The organism is Rhodopseudomonas sp., assembly GCF_013377015.1.
Lineage (GTDB): Bacteria > Pseudomonadota > Alphaproteobacteria > Rhizobiales > Xanthobacteraceae > JARJEH01.
On record NZ_JACABA010000003.1, the window covers coordinates 474,930 to 491,646 of the forward strand.

13 protein-coding genes and 1 tRNA gene are annotated in these 16,717 nt (G+C 62.6%); 8 read left to right on the plus strand and 6 right to left on the minus strand.

The window, feature by feature from the left end; genetic code table 11:
- The first annotated feature begins 26 nt into the window (after window positions 1-26).
- Both HXX15_RS17285 and HXX15_RS17290 read left to right on the plus strand, forming a co-directional pair.
- Entirely contained in the window at window positions 27-2,747 is a 2,721-nt protein-coding gene (locus tag HXX15_RS17285) for a sensor histidine kinase KdpD (protein ID WP_296517581.1), read from the plus strand.
- Complete coding sequence (locus HXX15_RS17290) at window positions 2,744-3,430, plus strand: response regulator transcription factor (protein WP_296517583.1); 687 nt, start codon at window positions 2,744-2,746, stop codon at window positions 3,428-3,430. Before HXX15_RS17285 ends, HXX15_RS17290 begins: the two co-directional genes overlap by 4 nt.
- 99 nt (window positions 3,431-3,529) lie before the next feature.
- Here HXX15_RS17290 and HXX15_RS17295 read toward each other — a convergent pair.
- A tRNA-Met gene (locus tag HXX15_RS17295) sits at window positions 3,530-3,606 on the minus strand.
- 311 nt (window positions 3,607-3,917) lie between these two features.
- Between HXX15_RS17295 and HXX15_RS17300 the strand changes: the two genes are divergently transcribed.
- Together HXX15_RS17300 and HXX15_RS17305 are read left to right on the plus strand one after the other, a co-directional pair.
- A complete protein-coding gene (locus HXX15_RS17300) occupies window positions 3,918-5,351 on the plus strand; it encodes a coniferyl aldehyde dehydrogenase (protein WP_296517584.1) in 1,434 nt (477 codons plus the stop codon).
- An 81-nt stretch (window positions 5,352-5,432) separates the two neighbouring features.
- On the plus strand, window positions 5,433-7,037 hold the full coding sequence (locus HXX15_RS17305) for a choline dehydrogenase (protein ID WP_296517585.1): 1,605 nt from the start codon (window positions 5,433-5,435) through the stop codon (window positions 7,035-7,037).
- Window positions 7,038-7,044: 7 nt separating this feature from the next.
- On the opposite strand, the gene HXX15_RS17310 is transcribed toward HXX15_RS17305, so the two are convergent.
- On the minus strand, window positions 7,045-7,806 hold the full coding sequence (locus HXX15_RS17310) for an SDR family NAD(P)-dependent oxidoreductase (protein ID WP_296517586.1): 762 nt from the start codon (window positions 7,804-7,806) through the stop codon (window positions 7,045-7,047).
- 121 nt (window positions 7,807-7,927) lie between these two features.
- Between HXX15_RS17310 and HXX15_RS17315 the strand changes: the two genes are divergently transcribed.
- Together HXX15_RS17315 and HXX15_RS17320 are read left to right on the plus strand one after the other, a co-directional pair.
- The gene (locus tag HXX15_RS17315) at window positions 7,928-8,443 is read left to right on the plus strand and encodes a CvpA family protein (protein ID WP_296517587.1); all 516 of its coding nucleotides are present in this window, start codon (window positions 7,928-7,930) and stop codon (window positions 8,441-8,443) included.
- A 121-nt stretch (window positions 8,444-8,564) separates the two neighbouring features.
- The gene (locus HXX15_RS17320) at window positions 8,565-9,347 is read left to right on the plus strand and encodes an SDR family oxidoreductase (RefSeq protein WP_296517588.1); all 783 of its coding nucleotides are present in this window, start codon (window positions 8,565-8,567) and stop codon (window positions 9,345-9,347) included.
- A gap of 41 nt (window positions 9,348-9,388) precedes the next feature.
- Here the strand turns inward: HXX15_RS17320 and HXX15_RS17325 are convergent, their stop codons facing one another.
- Window positions 9,389-10,021 carry a response regulator gene (locus HXX15_RS17325; protein ID WP_296517589.1) on the minus strand — a complete coding sequence of 211 codons (633 nt, stop codon included), beginning with the start codon at window positions 10,019-10,021 and terminating at the stop codon, window positions 9,389-9,391.
- A 444-nt stretch (window positions 10,022-10,465) separates the two neighbouring features.
- On the opposite strand from HXX15_RS17325, the gene HXX15_RS17330 reads away from it, so the two are divergent.
- Both HXX15_RS17330 and HXX15_RS17335 read left to right on the plus strand, forming a co-directional pair.
- Entirely contained in the window at window positions 10,466-11,350 is an 885-nt protein-coding gene (locus HXX15_RS17330; RefSeq protein ID WP_366558594.1) for a tripartite tricarboxylate transporter substrate-binding protein, read from the plus strand.
- Between the two features lie 11 nt (window positions 11,351-11,361).
- Window positions 11,362-13,950: a hybrid sensor histidine kinase/response regulator gene (locus tag HXX15_RS17335; protein WP_296517615.1), complete on the plus strand. Its 2,589-nt coding sequence runs from the start codon at window positions 11,362-11,364 to the stop codon at window positions 13,948-13,950.
- A gap of 22 nt (window positions 13,951-13,972) precedes the next feature.
- Here the strand turns inward: HXX15_RS17335 and HXX15_RS17340 are convergent, their stop codons facing one another.
- The 3 genes from HXX15_RS17340 to HXX15_RS17350 all read right to left on the minus strand — a co-directional run bounded on the left by HXX15_RS17340 (window position 13,973) and on the right by HXX15_RS17350 (window position 16,567).
- On the minus strand, window positions 13,973-15,205 hold the full coding sequence (locus HXX15_RS17340) for an EAL domain-containing response regulator (RefSeq protein ID WP_296517591.1): 1,233 nt from the start codon (window positions 15,203-15,205) through the stop codon (window positions 13,973-13,975).
- A 145-nt stretch (window positions 15,206-15,350) separates the two neighbouring features.
- Window positions 15,351-15,677, minus strand: coding sequence for a PilZ domain-containing protein (locus HXX15_RS17345; RefSeq protein ID WP_296517592.1), 327 nt, complete (start codon window positions 15,675-15,677; stop codon window positions 15,351-15,353).
- Window positions 15,678-15,691: 14 nt separating this feature from the next.
- A complete protein-coding gene (locus HXX15_RS17350; protein WP_296517593.1) occupies window positions 15,692-16,567 on the minus strand; it encodes a protein-glutamate O-methyltransferase CheR in 876 nt (291 codons plus the stop codon).
- Window positions 16,568-16,717: the final 150 nt, after the last annotated feature.

The window sequence follows — 16,717 nt, forward strand, 5'->3', positions numbered from 1 at the left end:
AGCCGGCCGGGAGACTATATTGCCTCATGGCAAATTTGCGCCGCGAACTCGATCAACGACCATCGCCGGAAGCGCTGCTGGAAACCGCCCGGCGCGAGGACAATCGCGCCGGGCGGTTGAAGATCTTCGTCGGCGCCGCGCCCGGCGTCGGCAAGACCTATGAGATGCTGCAAAGCGCCCACGCCAAGCTGATGGCCGGCGTCGACGTGGTGGTCGGCGTCGTCGAGACCCATGGCCGGGCCGAGACCGAGGCGCTGCTGGCCGGCCTTGAAGTGATCCCGCGCCGCCGGCTCGACTACAAGGACCATGTGCTCGAGGAAATGGACATCGACGCGCTGATCGCTCGGCATCCACAGCTCGCGCTGGTCGACGAACTCGCCCACACCAACGCTCCCGGCAGCCGCCATCCGAAGCGCTATCTCGACGTCGAGGAATTGCTGTCCCACGGCATCGACGTCTATACCGCGGTCAACATCCAGCACATCGAGAGCCTCAACGACGTGGTAGCGCAGATCACCCATGTCCGGGTGCGCGAGACCGTGCCGGATTCGGTGTTCGACCGCGCCGACGCCATCGAACTGGTCGATCTCACCCCGGACGATCTGATCCAGCGGCTGCGCGAGGGCAAGGTCTATGTGCCGAAGCAGGCCGAGCGGGCGCTGGAGCACTATTTCTCGCCGGGCAATCTCACCGCGCTGCGCGAACTCGCCTTGCGTCGCACCGCCGAGCGGGTGGACGAGCAACTGCTGACCCATATGCAGGCCAACGCCATCGCCGGGCCGTGGGCGGTCGGCGAGCGGATCATGGTCTGCGTCAGCGACGAGCCGCGCTCCGCCGGCCTGGTGCGCTACACCAAGCGGCTGGCGGACCGGCTGCGCGCGCCCTGGACCGCAATCAACATCGAGACCAGCCGCAACCTGCACTTCAGCGAGGCGCAGCGCGACCGGCTCGCCGACACCCTACGGCTCGCGGAATCGCTCGGCGCCGAGGCGCTGTCGATCCCCGGCGCCGGCCACGGCGTCGCCGACGACGTCTTGCGCTTCGCGCGCGGCAACAACGTCACCCAGATCATCGTCGGCCGCTCGCCGCGGTCGTGGTGGAGCGAATTGATCCGCGGCTCGATCGTGCACGAACTGGTGCGCGGCGCCGGTCATATCAGCGTTCATGTCATCGCCGGCGACGCGCTCGCCGCCGAGCCGATGCCGACCACGACGCTGCGCCCGGCCGAACGCCACGAGCCGTTCGAATTGGTGCCCTATCTGATGGCGCTGCTGTTCGCCGCCATCGGGCTTGGCATCGCAGAACTGATCGAGCCGTTCTTCGGCATCGAAAACGTCGATCTGGTATTTCTCACCGCCGTGGTCGGCACCGCAGTGCGCTACGGGCTGTGGCCGTCGCTGCTGGCGAGCTTGGCGGCATCGCTATGCTACAATTTCTTCTTCATGCCGCCGGTCTATACCTTCACGATCGCCGAGCCGACCAATGTCGCGGCATTCTTCCTGTTCATGCTGATCGCGCTTCTGGTCTCCAATGTCGCGGCACGCGTGCGCACCCAGGCGGTGGCCGCGGCCGGGCGGGTGCGCACCACCGAATCGCTCTACGCGTTCAGCCGCAAGCTCGCGGGAACCGCAGCGCTCGACGACGTGCTGTGGGCGACCGCGTATCAGACCGCGCTGATGCTGAAGGTGCGGGTGGTGCTGCTGCTGCCCGAAGACGGTGTGCTGACGGTGAAGGCTGGGTATCCGCCCGAGGATCAGTTGGACAAGGCCGACCTCGCCGCGGCGAACTGGGCCTGGGACAACGACCGCGCCGCCGGGCGCGGCTCCGATACGTTACCTGGCGCCAAGCGATTGTTCCTGCCGATGCGCACCGGGCGCGGGCCGATCGGCGTGATCGGCATCGACGACGACCGCACCGGGCCGCTGCTCACGCCGGACCAGCGCAGGCTGCTCGACGCGCTGATGGACCAGGGCGCGCTCGCGATCGAGCGGGTGCAACTGGTCGAGGACATCGACCGCGTCAAGCGCAACCTGGAATCCGACCGGCTGCGCTCGGCGCTGCTGAACTCGATCTCGCACGATCTGAAGACGCCGCTCGCTTCGGTGCTCGGCGCCGCCTCCGCCATGCGCGATCTGTCCGGCCTCAGCGACGCCGAAAAGAGCGATCTCTTGACCACCATCATCGAGGAATCCGAACGTCTCAACCGCTTCATCGCCAATCTCTTGGACATGACCAAGCTTGAGGCTGGCGCGGTCGTGCCGAATACCGCCAAGCACGATCTCGGCGACATTATCGGCAGCGCGCTGCGACGCGCCGCCAAAATCTTGGCGCAAGACCAAATCAAACTGGAGATCGAACCGAATCTGCCGATGCTGGAGCTTGATGCCGTCTTGTTCGAACAGGTGCTGTTCAATCTTCTGGACAACGCCGCGAAATACGCACCGGAGGGCACCACGATCGCGATTAAGGCACACCGCCAGGACGGCAGCGTCACACTGCAGGTGATCGACGAGGGCGCTGGCATTCCGCCCGACGATCTCGACAGCGTGTTCGACAAATTCTATCGCGCGCAGAAGGGTGACCATGTCCGCGCCGGCACCGGCCTTGGGCTCGCGATCTCACGCGGCTTTGTCGAGGCGATGCACGGCACGATCACGGCGGCCAACCGCAGCGACCGCAGCGGCGCGGTGCTAACGATCCGGCTGCCGGTGCCTGCGGCCACCGCGGCGCTGGATACCGCCGCATGAGCGCCACCCCGATCAAGGTGCTGGTGATCGACGATGAGCCGCCGATCCGCAAGCTACTGCGCTTGGGGCTCAGCACCCAGGGCTACGAAGTTCTGGAAGCCACCAACGGCAAGACCGCGTTGGAATTGCTGGCGCAGGCGCCGGCGCTGATCATCCTCGACCTCGGGCTGCCCGACATCCAGGGCCACGACCTGTTGCGGATGATCCGGGCGCGCAACGACGCGGTCCCGATCGTGGTGCTGTCGAGCCGCGGCGATGAGGCCGGCAAGGTCCAGGCACTCGATCTCGGCGCCGATGATTACCTCACCAAACCGTTCGGAATGGAGGAACTGCTGGCGCGAATGCGCGCCGCGCTACGCCATCAGCTTCAGATCCAGGGCGAGCGCCCGGTGTTCCGGACCGGCGAGCTCTCGGTCGATCTGGTGCGCCGCATCGTCCAGGTCGGTGGCAGGGAGATCAAACTGTCACCGAAGGAATACGACCTGCTGCGCGTACTGGTGCAACATGCCGGCAAGGTGCTGACCCATCGCTTCCTGCTCAGGGAATTGTGGGACGAATTGACCGACGCGCAATATCTGCGGGTCTATGTTAGGCAGCTACGTCAGAAGATCGAGCCAGATCCGGAACGTCCACGGTTCATTCTGACCGAGACAGGTATCGGCTATCGGCTTCGGGCGGAATGATCCAGCAGTTGAAAGACGCGACACTGGAATGAACTGCCTGTCAACGCATGAAGAAGCCCGCCAGCGGCGGGCTAATTCATTGATATCATTTAGAAAGTTTGGTTGCGGGGATAGGATTTGAACCTATGACCTTCAGGTTATGAGCCTGACGAGCTACCGGGCTGCTCCACCCCGCGATAAACCATTGCACGCCTTGGCAAGAACCCGATACCGAACGAATCCACCCAACGCCCGAGGGCGCCGATCAATCCTTCCGGAGGCTTCCTGAGAAGGCTACCCGGGCCAAAGCCCACGGTGCGAGGGGTGTGTACCAACGCCGACCCGCTTTGGAAAGGGCTGGCGGCAAGATTTTCAAGATATTATCGCAATCCGGAACCCGGCGTTGCAATCTCCCGTTGCCGGAAGCGCTCGCTCCTGCGAAAACATCGACAAAATCGCGTCATTGGTTGAATTCAGCCGAAATTGACCGAAGACAGGCGGGAAGCACATGGACCAGTCGCTGAGCAGCTATGGGCGCAACGCCCTGCACGACGCCTTCCATCGCATGATCGAACTCTCCCGGCAGGCTCAGCCGGCGTCGCTGGCGGAGCGGCTGGACCGGCTGGCGCGGCTTCGCGCCGTGATCCAGGCCAATGAGAGCCGGTTCGAGCAGGCGATTTCCGCCGATTTCGGCCATCGCTGCGCGGTGGAGACCCTGATCGCCGAAACGCTCTCGGTGCTGGCCGAGATCAAGCACTCCTCAAAACACCTGAAAGCCTGGATGGCGCCGCAGCGGGTTTCGACCCAGCTGCAATTCCTGCCGGCGAAGAACCGGTTGATGCCGCAGCCGCTCGGCGTGGTCGGCATCATCGCGCCGTGGAATTATCCGCTGCAGCTGACCTTGGCGCCGGCGGTGGCGGCGCTGGCAGCCGGCAACCGGGTGATGATCAAGCCCAGCGAGTTGACGCCGCGATTCGCCGCGCTGCTGCAGGAGGTGATCGCCGCCAAGTTCGACCCGACCGAAATGCTGGTGACCGGTATCGAGGACGACATCGCCGAGGCGTTCGCAGCTCTGCCGTTCGACCATCTGATGTTCACCGGCTCGACCCGGGTCGGCCGCCTGGTCGCCGCGGCCGCGGGCCGCAATCTGACGCCGATCACGCTCGAACTCGGCGGCAAGTCACCGGCGATCATCGATCGCTCCGCCGATCTCGACGAGGTGGCGGCAAGGATCGCCTATGCCAAGCTGCTCAATGCCGGCCAGACCTGCATCGCGCCGGATTACGTCCTGGTGCCGTCCGCCTCGTTGCAGCCGTTCGCCGACAAGGTCCGCGACGCCATGCGGAAAATGTACGGCACCGATCCCGGCAACAAGGACTACACTTCGATCATCGCCGACCGGCACTATGCGCGGCTGCAAGACCTCGTCGCCGATGCGCAGGCGCATGGCGCCAGCATCGTGCAGCCCGCCTCCCCCGACGATGCCGCCTGGAAATCGCAGCGCAAATTCCCGCCGACGATTTTGACCGGCGTCACCTCCGAGATGAAGATCATGCAGGAGGAAATCTTCGGGCCGCTGCTGCCGATCGTCGGCTATGACGACGCCGCGGAGCCGATCGCCTATATCAATGGCCGCGACCGGCCGCTGGCGCTGTACTGGTTCGGCACCGACGACGCCGCGCGCGACGAGGTGCTGGCGCGCACCGTCTCCGGCGGCGTTACCGTCAACGATTGCCTGGTGCATTTCGCCCAAATCAATCAGCCGATGGGCGGCGTCGGCGCCTCCGGGACCGGCGCCTATCATGGCGAATGGGGCTTCCGGACCTTCAGCAAGCTGAAGCCGGTGTTCTATCGCTCGCCCTACAACCGCTTCGCCGATCTGTATCCGCCCTATGGCGGCAAGATCGCACGGCTTGGAAAGATGCTGAGATTGATGTCTTAGGTCAGGATCGGCAATATCGATCGACGACGCCCGGCCAACGAGTCGGTGCGATCAAAAAGAAGCGTCCGGGGAGGACAGACCATGGTGGATACATTCGATTTCATAGTCGTCGGCGGCGGCTCGGGTGGCTGCGCCGTCGCGGGGCGGCTGTCGGAAGATGCAGGCACCTCGGTGGCGCTGCTGGAAGCCGGTGGCACCGGCGACAATTGGGTGGTGAAGACGCCCTATGCGCTGTCCCTGATGGTGCCGAGCAAGCTCAATAACTGGCATTTCGAAACAGTGCCGCAGCCCGGCCTCAACGGCCGGATCGGCTATCAGCCGCGCGGCAAGGGCCTCGGCGGCTCGTCCGCGATCAACGCGATGGTCTACATCCGCGGCCACCGCAGCGATTACGACCACTGGGCCGCGCTCGGCAATTCCGGCTGGTCCTACGCCGACGTGCTGCCGTACTTCAAGCGTTCGGAGAACAACGCCGAATTCAACGGCGAATTTCACGGCCAGGACGGCCCGCTGCACGTCAACAAATTGCGCACCGACAATCCGGTGCACGAAACTTTCTTGCAGGCCGCGCGCGAAGCCCAGTTCAGGATTCGCGAGGATTTCAACGGCGAGGACCAGGAAGGCCTCGGCCTCTATCAGCTCACCCAGCAGAACGGCGAACGCTGGAGTGCGGCGCGCGCCTATGTCCATCCGTTCATGGCGACACGCCCGAACCTGCGGGTCGAAACCCAGGCGCAGGCGACCCGCATCCTGTTTGAAGGCGGCCGCGCGGTCGGCGTCGAGTATCGCCAAGCCGATCAGCTTCGCCAGCTTCGCGCCCGCCGCGAAGTCATCGTCGCCTCCGGCGCGTTCCAGACGCCACAACTGTTGCAGCTGTCGGGAGTCGGCGACGGCGCGGCGCTCGGCAAGCACGGCATCGCGCCCACCCATCACCTGCCCGGCGTCGGTCAAAATCTACAAGACCATCCGGATTTCATTTTCTCCTATATGTCCGACAGCCCGTGGTTCACCGGCACTTCGTTCAAAGGGATCGGCCGCACGCTGGCGGCGATCGGCCGCTACCGCAGCGAGGGCCGCGGCCCGTTGACGACGAATTTTGCCGAATGCGGCGGCTTTCTCAAGACCCGGCCGGACCTCGACGTGCCGGATATCCAGTTGCATTTCGGCATGGCGATGGTCGATGACCACGGGCGTAAACGCCACTGGGGCACCGGCTTCTCCTGCCACGTCTGCCTGTTGCGGCCGAAGAGCCGCGGCACCGTGGGGCTGCATAGCGCCGACCCGCTGGCGCCGCCGATGATCGATCCAAATTTCCTCGGCGACCCCGACGATCTCGAGACCATGGTCGCAGGCTACAAGACCACTCACCGGCTGATGCAGACACCGGCGCTGAAACCGCTGCAGCAGAAAGACATGTTCACGGCGAATGTCCGCACCGACGACGACATTCGCGCTATCCTGCGCGAACGCGTCGATACCGTGTATCACCCCGTCGGCACCTGCAAAATGGGCGTCGACGATCTCGCTGTGGTCGATCCCCAACTCAAGGTCCGCGGTGTGGGCGGCTTGCGCATCGTCGATGCCTCGGTGATGCCGACGCTGATCGGCGGCAATACCAACGCGCCGACCATCATGATCGGCGAGAAGGCTGCCGACATGATCCGCGCCGAGATGCGGGCGAACTGAGTAGGGATTACGCCAGCAGAAAACCGCCGTCGACCGTGATCACGCTGCCGGTCATGTAGCGCGACGCGTTCGAGGCCAACAGCAGGATCGCGCCGTCGAGATCGGATTCGGCGCCGACCCTGCGCTGCGGGATTCCCTTGATCAGCTTTTCGCCGGATGGCGTCGTCCAGAATTCGTGGTTCATCTCGGTGTCGATGTAGCCCGGCGCCAGCGCGTTGACGCGAATCCCGTTCGCCGCCAGTTCCAGCGCCATCGCTTTGGTCGCCTGGATGATCCCCGCCTTGGAAATCGTGTAGGGCGACAGCAACTTCATCACGCTGAGGCCGAGCACCGAGGCGACGTTGACGATATTTCCGCCCTGCTGCCGCGCCACCATCCGCCGCGCCACCTCGGTCGCCAGGAAATAGGCGCCCTTGAGGTTGGCGTTGATCACCGCGTCCCAATCCGCCTCGGTCTGATCGACTGCCAACTTCTGCACCGCGATTCCGGCATTGTTGATCAGCACGCTGAGCGGGCCGAGCTGCGCCTCGGCGCGGTCGATCGCCGACGCCGTCGAAGCCAGATCAGTGACGTCCATTTGCACCGCGACGGCGCGGCCGCCATTGCCGAGGATTTCCAGCTCGAGGTGCTTCAGTTTTTCGATCTGCCGCGCGGCGAGAACCACGCCGGCGCCGCGACCGGCCAGCACCCGCGCGAACTGCCGACCCAGCCCTTGCGACGCACCGGTGACCAGAATGGTTTCTTTACTGACATCGAATATGTCGGACATGCCCAATTTCCTGATGTTGCGCCTGCGCCCTTGATACAGGGCATCCGACACGACGCCAACTCGAACCAATTTGAATTGAATCTTCGATACCGCGAGACCCACAACAGCGGGACATCAATCGATGAACAGCTTCGATATCGTCGTCACGCTCGGCCTGGGTTTCGCCGTCGTGATGGGGTTTCAGGCCGGGCTGCTGCGCAGCGCCGCCACCATCCTCGGCTATCTGGTGGCGATGCCGATCGCTGTCTGGATCATGTCGATGGTTGCCCCGAAGATGGACAGCTTTGCCGACCAACCCTCGGTACAGAATTCCGTGATGCTGTTTGCAATTTTCCTGATGAGCGGCATGGCACTTGGAACGCTGTTGCGGCTGGCCGTCAACGAAATCATCGGACACGAAATCGGTTGGGGAGACCGGCTGGCGGGGGCGGTGCTCGGCGCGGGCCGGGTATTTCTGATCGCCGTAATGATGGTGCTGATTTTCGACGAGTTGATTCCGGCCGGCGGGCAGCCGGCCTTTCTGGTCGGCTCGCAGCTACGCCCGGTGCTGTCGCGCGCGGGGCAGACCGGCGTCAAATCCTTGCCGCCCGAGGTTACCGCCTACATCGATCAATTGAAGAGCACTCACCGGATCTAGCAAATCGGCGCCGGACAAATTCCGGTTCTCCAGCGTCGGGTCGGCTTATCACGCCGACCGATATTGGCTACAGTGCCTCGCACTCAATGGGCACTGCATTGAAATAAATCGGGAGTGAAACGTGGATCTTGGAATCAAAGGCCGCCGCGCGCTGGTGTGCGCGTCCAGCAAGGGATTGGGTCGGGCCTGCGCGACGGCGCTCGCGGCGGAAGGCGTCCATGTCACGCTCACCGCGCGCGGCGCCGAGGCGCTTGCGTCGACCGCCGCGGCAATTCGTCAGGCCTATCCCGGCATCGAGGTCAACGAGGTCGCCGGCGACATCACCACGCCGGAAGGCCGCGCTGCCGCCCTGAAGGCCTGCCCTGATCCCGATATCCTGATCAACAATGCCGGCGGTCCACCGCCCGGCGATTTCCGCAACTGGACCCGCGACGACTGGATCAAGGCGCTCGACGCCAACATGCTGACGCCGATCGAACTGATCAAGGCAACGGTGGACGGCATGATCGCGCGACAATTCGGCCGCATCGTCAACATCACCTCGGCCGCGGTGAAGGCGCCGATCGACGTGCTCGGACTGTCCAACGGCGCACGCAGCGGGTTGACCGGCTTCGTCGCGGGGCTGTCGCGCAAGACGGTGAAGCACAATGTCACCATCAATGCGCTGCTACCGGGGCCGTTCGATACCGATCGCCTGCGTGGTGTCTCGGCCGCCCAGGCAAAGGCCGCCGGCGTGCCTGTCGATGAGCTGCTGGACAAGCGCCGAAGCGAAAACCCGGCCGGTCGGTTCGGCGATCCGGAGGAGTTCGGACTGGCCTGTGCGTTTCTGTGCAGTGCCAAGGCCGGCTTCATCACCGGACAGAACATCCTGCTCGATGGCGGCGCATTCCCGGGGACGATGTAGGACCGAGGCTCACCTTCCTGTCATTCACGGATATTCCAAATTCAGGATTTGGGCGCCGCGGCCATCACGATCCGAACCAGATCGGTGGCGTTCCGCGCGCCCAACTTCTTCATGATGTTGGCGCGGTGATACTCGATGGTGCGCGGGCTAATGCCAAGCTGTCGCCCTGCTTCCTTGTTGGTATTTCCCGATGAAAACAGATCAAGCACCTCGCGCTCGCGCAACGTTAACGGTTCCCGTCCCGGAAAATTGAGCGAGGGCACCTTCGCCGTCATCCCGCCGGACTGCCGGCGGGCAAAGGCCGAGATGGCCTCCTCAACCCTGGTTACGATTTCCTTACCACGAAACGGCTTTTCGATGAAGTCGAGCGCGCCGTTCTTGATGGCATTGACGGCCATGGCGATATCGCCTTTTCCCGAAATCATGAATATAGGCGCGGGATAGTCCTCGGCGTGCAACTCCTGCAGAATGTCGAGTCCCGACCGGCCGGGAATATGCACGTCGAGCAGGATACAGGCCGGGCTGCGGGTTCGCGCCACGGCCAGCAGCGCCTCGCCGTCGGCAAAGCAAATCGATTGGTAGCCCGCTGCCGACAGGACGATCGACAGCGTTTCCCGCACTGCCGGATCATCATCGACCACAAAGATTTCTTGTCCCGACGGATTTTCAGTCATCCAATGCTCCTAACAGAACCTTGATCATACATCATTTTCTGGGTTGCCGCGTAACTTTACGAGGTCTTGTGTTAACTAAACGCAACACCCGAGATCGCTATTATTAGGAGACGAAGCCATACGAAATTTGAGCGAAGCAAGCTCTGTCGATTAGCGGAAGAATGTCTCCGTGAGCAATCTGATCCCAAATCGAACCCCGGAACTCAAACCGATCGAGGGCAGTCGCCCTCTTTGTAATTGCTTCACTTATTATACCAAATCCGCAGTACCATCATGAAGCGGATTCGAGCAAGAACCGCAAGCCGCATCGGCCCGCGCACCGTGATCAATTTGATACGGCGTGTCATGCAGCCTGCTGGCATCGCCGCACTCGGCCTGCTCGGCTTGGCGCTTACCACGCCCCCGAGCCTCGGACAGTCCGCGTATCCGTCGCGCCCGATCACCGTGATCGTGCCGTTCGCTGCGGGCGGGCCGACCGACATCGTCGCCCGGATCGTCACCGGGCATATGGCAGCCACGCTCGGCCAACAGATCATCATTGAGAACGTGGTCGGATCGGGAGGGACCACGGCGGCGATCCGCGCAATGCGCTCCACGCCTGACGGATACACAATCATGATGGGCCACATGGGTACCCATGGCGCGGCGGTGGCGCTGAATCCGACCGTTGGCTACAGCCCTTCGCATGATTTCGAGCCGATCGGAATGGCCGTCGGCATGCCGGTGCTGATCCTGGTCAGGAAGAAGCTCCCGGCAGAAAATCTCACGGAATTCATCGCATATTTGCGTGACCACGCATTTCCCCTCACCATGGCGCATGCCGGACTCGGCTCGGTCTCGTTCGCAACCTGCCTGTTGTTCAACTCGATCATCGACGCCCATCCGGCGATGGTCGCCTTCCAGGGAACCGGCCCGGCAATGCAAGCGCTCATCGCCGGCCGGATCGATTACATGTGCGACCAGATCGTCAGCGCCGCGCCCCAGATTGGCGCCGGTATGATCAAGTCGTTCGCGATCGCCAGTCCGCAACGAAGCCCAATTCTGCCCGACGTTCCGACGGCGGCCGAGGCCGGACTTGAGGCATTCCAAGTGTCTGCATGGAACGCGCTGTTCGCGCCGAAGCGGACGCCGCCAACGATCATCACTCAATTGAACGACGCGTTGGGCCAGGCGCTGGACGATCCGCTAACGCGCAAGCAATTGCTGGAACTCGGAAGCGAGATCCCCGGCACCGACGGGCGCACGCCGGGCGCCCTGACAAATCTGGTCAACAGCGAAATCGTCAAATGGATGCCGGTCACCCATTCGGTGACGGTTACCGGCCGTTGAGAGAACCCCTCATGACAGATCCATCGCTGCTGAACGGCGCCGCCCGCACCCATCCCAACCCGAAGCGATCCCTGGCCGTTCTTAGCCTCACTAGCTTTGCGCTGGTCGCCACCATCATCGGCACCAACCTCATCTTCCTAGGCAACCTTCGCGAGAGCACACTGCAAACGGCGGAGATCAATCTAACACGCTATAATCTGACGCTGGCGGAGGAGGCCGATCGCTCCTTCAAGTCGCTCGACCTCGTGCTGTCGAGTGTGGGCGACTATCTTGCCCGCAGGGGCGTCACCGACAGCGCGTCCTATCAGGCCATGATGTCGGATCAGGAAACTCACTTCCTGCTGAAGGAAAAAATTACCGGCCTGCCACAGATCGATGCCGTGACGATGATCGACAGCAAGGGTAAGCTGCTCAACTTCTCGCGCTATTGGCCGATTCCCGACGTCGACGTCTCGGACCGGGACTACTTCCAGGCGCTCAAGGGCGACGCCAATCTGGAGACATTCGTCAGCGCGCCCGTGAACAACCGCGGCACTGGCACCTGGAATATCTATCTGGCCCGACGTCTGAACGATCCCGATGGCCATTTCATGGGGCTATTGCTGGGCGCGATGTCGCTGCAATATTTCGAAAACTTCTTCGGCGCGACAACGCTTGGAACCGGAACATCGATTTCGTTGGTGCGCGATGACGACACCTTGCTGGCGCGCTACCCGCGCTCCGCAGACATCGGCAAGGCATCATCGGGCGCTGGCCGGCGGGCGCTCGCCGCTGGCGGCAGCCTCCGCGAGCCCGGAACCTCAGACAGGAAGATGCGGCTTCGCTCGGCGCGAATGCTCCCGAACTATCCGACCATGGTCACCGTCACGCAAACCGAGCAAAGCGTGCTGCGCAATTGGCAAAACATGGCGGCGCTGATGATCGCGATGTCGCTGATCAGCGCCGTGGTGGTGTTGATCGGAAGCTTCGCCATCGCCCGCTGGTGGAACAAACAGAACCATTTTGCTGAGGCCGCGGCCGCCGCGAGCGCCGCCAAGTCCACCTTCGTCGCCATGATGAGCCACGAGATTCGCACTCCGATGAATGCCGTCCTGGGCCTCGCCACCAATCTGCTGGAAACCCAGCTCGATGCCGAGCAGCGCCAGGCTGTCGTCGGAATCCACAACGCCGGTGATAACCTGCTCGGGATTCTCGACGATATCCTGGACTTTTCCAAACTGGAAGCCGGTCGCCTGTCACTCGAATCGATCGCATTCTCGTCCCATTCCTTGGTAGACAACGCGCTCAGCATCATCGGACCGCGCGCAGCCGCCAAAAATCTCAAGATCCGAAATGAGATCGATACGGCGGTTCCGCCGGTGCTGCTGGGGGATGCCGGTCGCATTCGACAGGTACTGATCAATCTGATCTCAAACGCGATCAAGTTCACCCCGGCAGGCGAAATCACCATATCCTCACAGTGCCTCTCGCGCGATGAGACCTGCGCGACGATTCAATGGACGGTGACAGACACCGGAATCGGCATTGCCGCGGACAAGATCGATTCGCTGTTCAACGATTTCGTCCAGGCGGACAATTCGATCAGCCGCCGCTTCGGCGGCTCCGGATTGGGGCTTGCGATCTGCAAGCGGCTGATCGAGCAAATGGGCGGCCGGATCGCCGTCGTCTCGACTCCCGGAAGCGGCTCTGCATTCCGGTTCTCGCTGACGCTGCCGATCTCCGAACAACCGGCGCCCTTGGACATGGACGACCAGGCCGTCCATGTCGAACTGAAAACCCGGATCGAAGCATACGGGCGCCCGCTCCGCGTTCTGATCGTCGACGACAATCCCACCAATCGCTTGATCGCCGCGCGGATGCTGCAGGATTTCCCGATCCAGACCAACATGGCGTGCGATGGAACCGAGGCGGTCACCGCGGCCACCCGTTTCAGCTACGACGTCATCTTGATGGACATGCGAATGCCGGAGATGGATGGGCTGGAAGCCACCCGTGCGATCCGGGCTCATGGCGGCAACCTGACGAACGTGCCAATCATCGCGTTCACGGCGAACGCCTTTGCCGAAGACGCCACCGCCTGCCGCGAAGCCGGGATGAACGACTATGTCGCCAAACCGGTCCGCAAGAAGGTCCTGGTCGAGGCGTTGTTGCGCGTGCTGCCGGATCATCAGTTGGCGCCCCGCATCGACGATCTCGCTGGGGCCCCGCCGCTCGCGCCGGACCCAGCAGCAACGCCAACGTCGCGACTGTTCGTCGGCGGCAAGGCCTTCGACCATCTGCTGCAGGAAATCGGCGAAACCGCCACTCTCGAAATCCTCGGTGTGTTCGTCAGGGAGACCAGGGCTCGGCTCACGCTGCTGGACTCATTGCACGTCAGCACGGATCGGCGCCGCATCGAGAGAGAAGCGCATTCCCTGAAGAGTGCGGCTGGAACCTTCGGGCTCGATCAACTGGCCGAATTGGCGCGAGCACTGGAGCAAACCGCGCCGCACGCAAGCGACGAGGATTTTCTCGCTCTGGTCGGACGCATCAAGCTCGCCTTTGCGGCAGCGCACGACCAGCCCGGCGCTGACCGTCGCATGGTCGAGTTCTCGACCTGACGCCATCGCGCCTCGGTGGACGCTATCCCCGAGCCGCCAAGGTCGCGTTCAGCCGGAGGTGCCAGGCGTCATACCAAGCGGCAAACGCATCCAACGGCAGCGCGCGGGAAAATTCGAATCCCTGACCGACATCGCAGCCGATGGCGTCCAGAGCCTGCCAAGTATCGACGTCCTCGATGCCCTCGGCAACGACCTTCATGTTGTATTCGTGCGCAATCGCGACGGAGGACGCTACCACCTTCCACATGTCGGCATCGGTCAGGCAGTCCTTGACGAAGGATCGATCGATCTTCAATTCGCAAAACGGCATCCTTGCCAATGCCGACATCGATGAATAGCCGGTGCCGAAATCATCCATCGACACGCCGACGCCCTTGATCCGCAGCCGCAACAGAATGTCCATCGCCCGGAATACGTCGGCCATTGCGATTGTCTCTGTTACTTCAACCATCAGCGACTTGGCGGGAAAGCCGGTCTCGTTCAACAGCCGCTCGATCTCCTCTGGAATCGTGGCGTCCGACAGCAGCGTCGCGGAGAGATTGACTGCCACCACGAAATCCGAATCTGCGCCGATGTAAGCCCGCGCCATTTCCATCGAATCGCGCAGCATCTGCCAGGTCATTGCCTTGATGCAGCCGCCCTGTTCGGCGAGCGGAATGAAGACATCCGGGCCGACCGAACCGAAGTCGGGGCTGTCCCATCGCGCCAAAGCCTCGCAGCCGACCACCCTGCCGGTCGACAGCTGGATCTTGGGCTGGAATGCCGGATAGATCTCGCGGCGCTGTAAGGCCTGTTGAAGGTGCTCAGCGGTGATGTCGACCCTCTGTCGATCGTTCGATCGCCGCCGCGAATGGCCGTCTTGGCAACGTGCCGTCAGCACTTCGCGCAGCAGAACAAGGTCGATCGGCTTGGGAAGCGAGATCGCGTCGAAGATCCCGGCCGCGCGCGCCATCCGCACGGTGGCGTTGAGGATCCGGCTCTCGCAGCCGCTGATCACGACCACACGCGGCACCGGATCGAGTCCGGCGATCAGCCGAAGCAACCCGATACCGTCCCGATCGCCGAGCGACAGATCGATGGTGATGCAGTCAAACGGCTCCGTCGGGATCAACTGTTCGGCCGCCTGGAACGACGACACGGAGCGCGCCTCGTAACCGATCCTTGTGCAAACACCGCAGATGATCACGCCCTGGATCAAATCGTCATCGACGATGAGGACTCGATAGGCAGGCGTAGTGTCAGTGAGTGCGAGCATCGGAGTTCTCGTCTTCAAATGCCCCTCGACCGGGCGCGTACGATCCTGCGATCGCACGACTCTGCACAGAGTGATGTGAACGAAGCGTTGTCCGGAACCCGACTCGTCGCCTTCCGGCCGAGGATAGTTACCGCCGCGTCATAGATTAGGCATCAATGCTTTCGTCCCGCTTGGTCGCGCCGGCCGCCTTCGAGTTCTTGCTCTTTGCCTTCAGGAAACGGACATCGATATCAGAGCCGTTGACCCTCACCAATTCGCAACGGCGATAGGCGAGACCGGTGGAGGACAGCAGCAGAAAGAACTCTTTCAGGTTGAGTCCCTCGATCGATCCTTCGAGGCCGAGTTCAGCATCGATCGCGGAAATCGCCTTCAGCACGCAACTACGACGCCAGGTACCGTCGATCGCCATGATCCAGACGTTGTATCCACGCCCGAAGGTGACCCGTTCCGGCCCGGAATTTTCAGCTGCCATAACACATTCCAGTTCTACCGACCCGTGCCGGATACGGCCTTGATTCCTCCGACGGCCCCTGGAACGATCGAGGGCGCGCGGATCGCGTTCGGAAGGTAGACGCCGCGGCGCTTCGGACACACCCGATAGCTGTCGGTGAGACCGACCACGGTCTCCGCGGCGCCGAGGAAAAGGTAGCCGTCCGGCTCATTGACCCGCATCAGGCGGTTGAAAATGTCGGTCTTGGCGGCCTGATCAAAGTAAATCAGGACGTTGCGGCAGAAAATCACGTCGAATTTTCCGAGCGACGTGAAGTCTTGCAGCAGGTTGAACTGGCGGAACTGAACCAGCGCCTTGGTGTCGGCATTGAGTTGCCACATCGCGCCGACCTGCTTGAAGTGCTTGACCAGAGATTGGATCGGCAGGCCGCGCTGAACTTCAAACTGCGTATAGAGCCCGGCCTTGGATTTTTCCAATACCTCCGGCGACAGATCAGTCGCGATAATCTCGATACGCCAACCCGACAGCGCCGCCGCCATATCCTTCAAGATCATCGCCAGCGAATACGGCTCCTGCCCGGTGGACGCCGCCGCGCACCAGATCCGCAGACTGCGACGGCCGGCGCGCGCCTGGATCAGTTCGGGGATCACCGAATCCTTGAAATGATCGAACGGGGTCTTGTCGCGAAAGAAGAAGGTCTCGTTGGTGGTCATCGCCTCGACGACATCGTGAATGAGCGCCTCCGAACCGGCCCTCATCTTCTGCACGAGTTCGCTGATTCCAGGCACTGCGGCCTTGCGCGCGAGCGGAAGTAACCTGCTCTCGAGCAGGTACTTCTTGTCGGCCGACAACATCAACCCCGACCGTTCCTTCAGCAGCTTCTGCAAATACTCATAATCGAGGGGGGTCATGGTTTGTTTCCTGGAGAAATTCCTGGCGATCGCAGGCGCGTTAGGAGCAACGAGGCTTTTCGCGGCAATCGCGCGGAATTTCGTTTCACCGTGCCCGTCATGCTGCCAATTTTGCGGTTCCGATTTCGAGGACACGGTCGACGTCGAGGA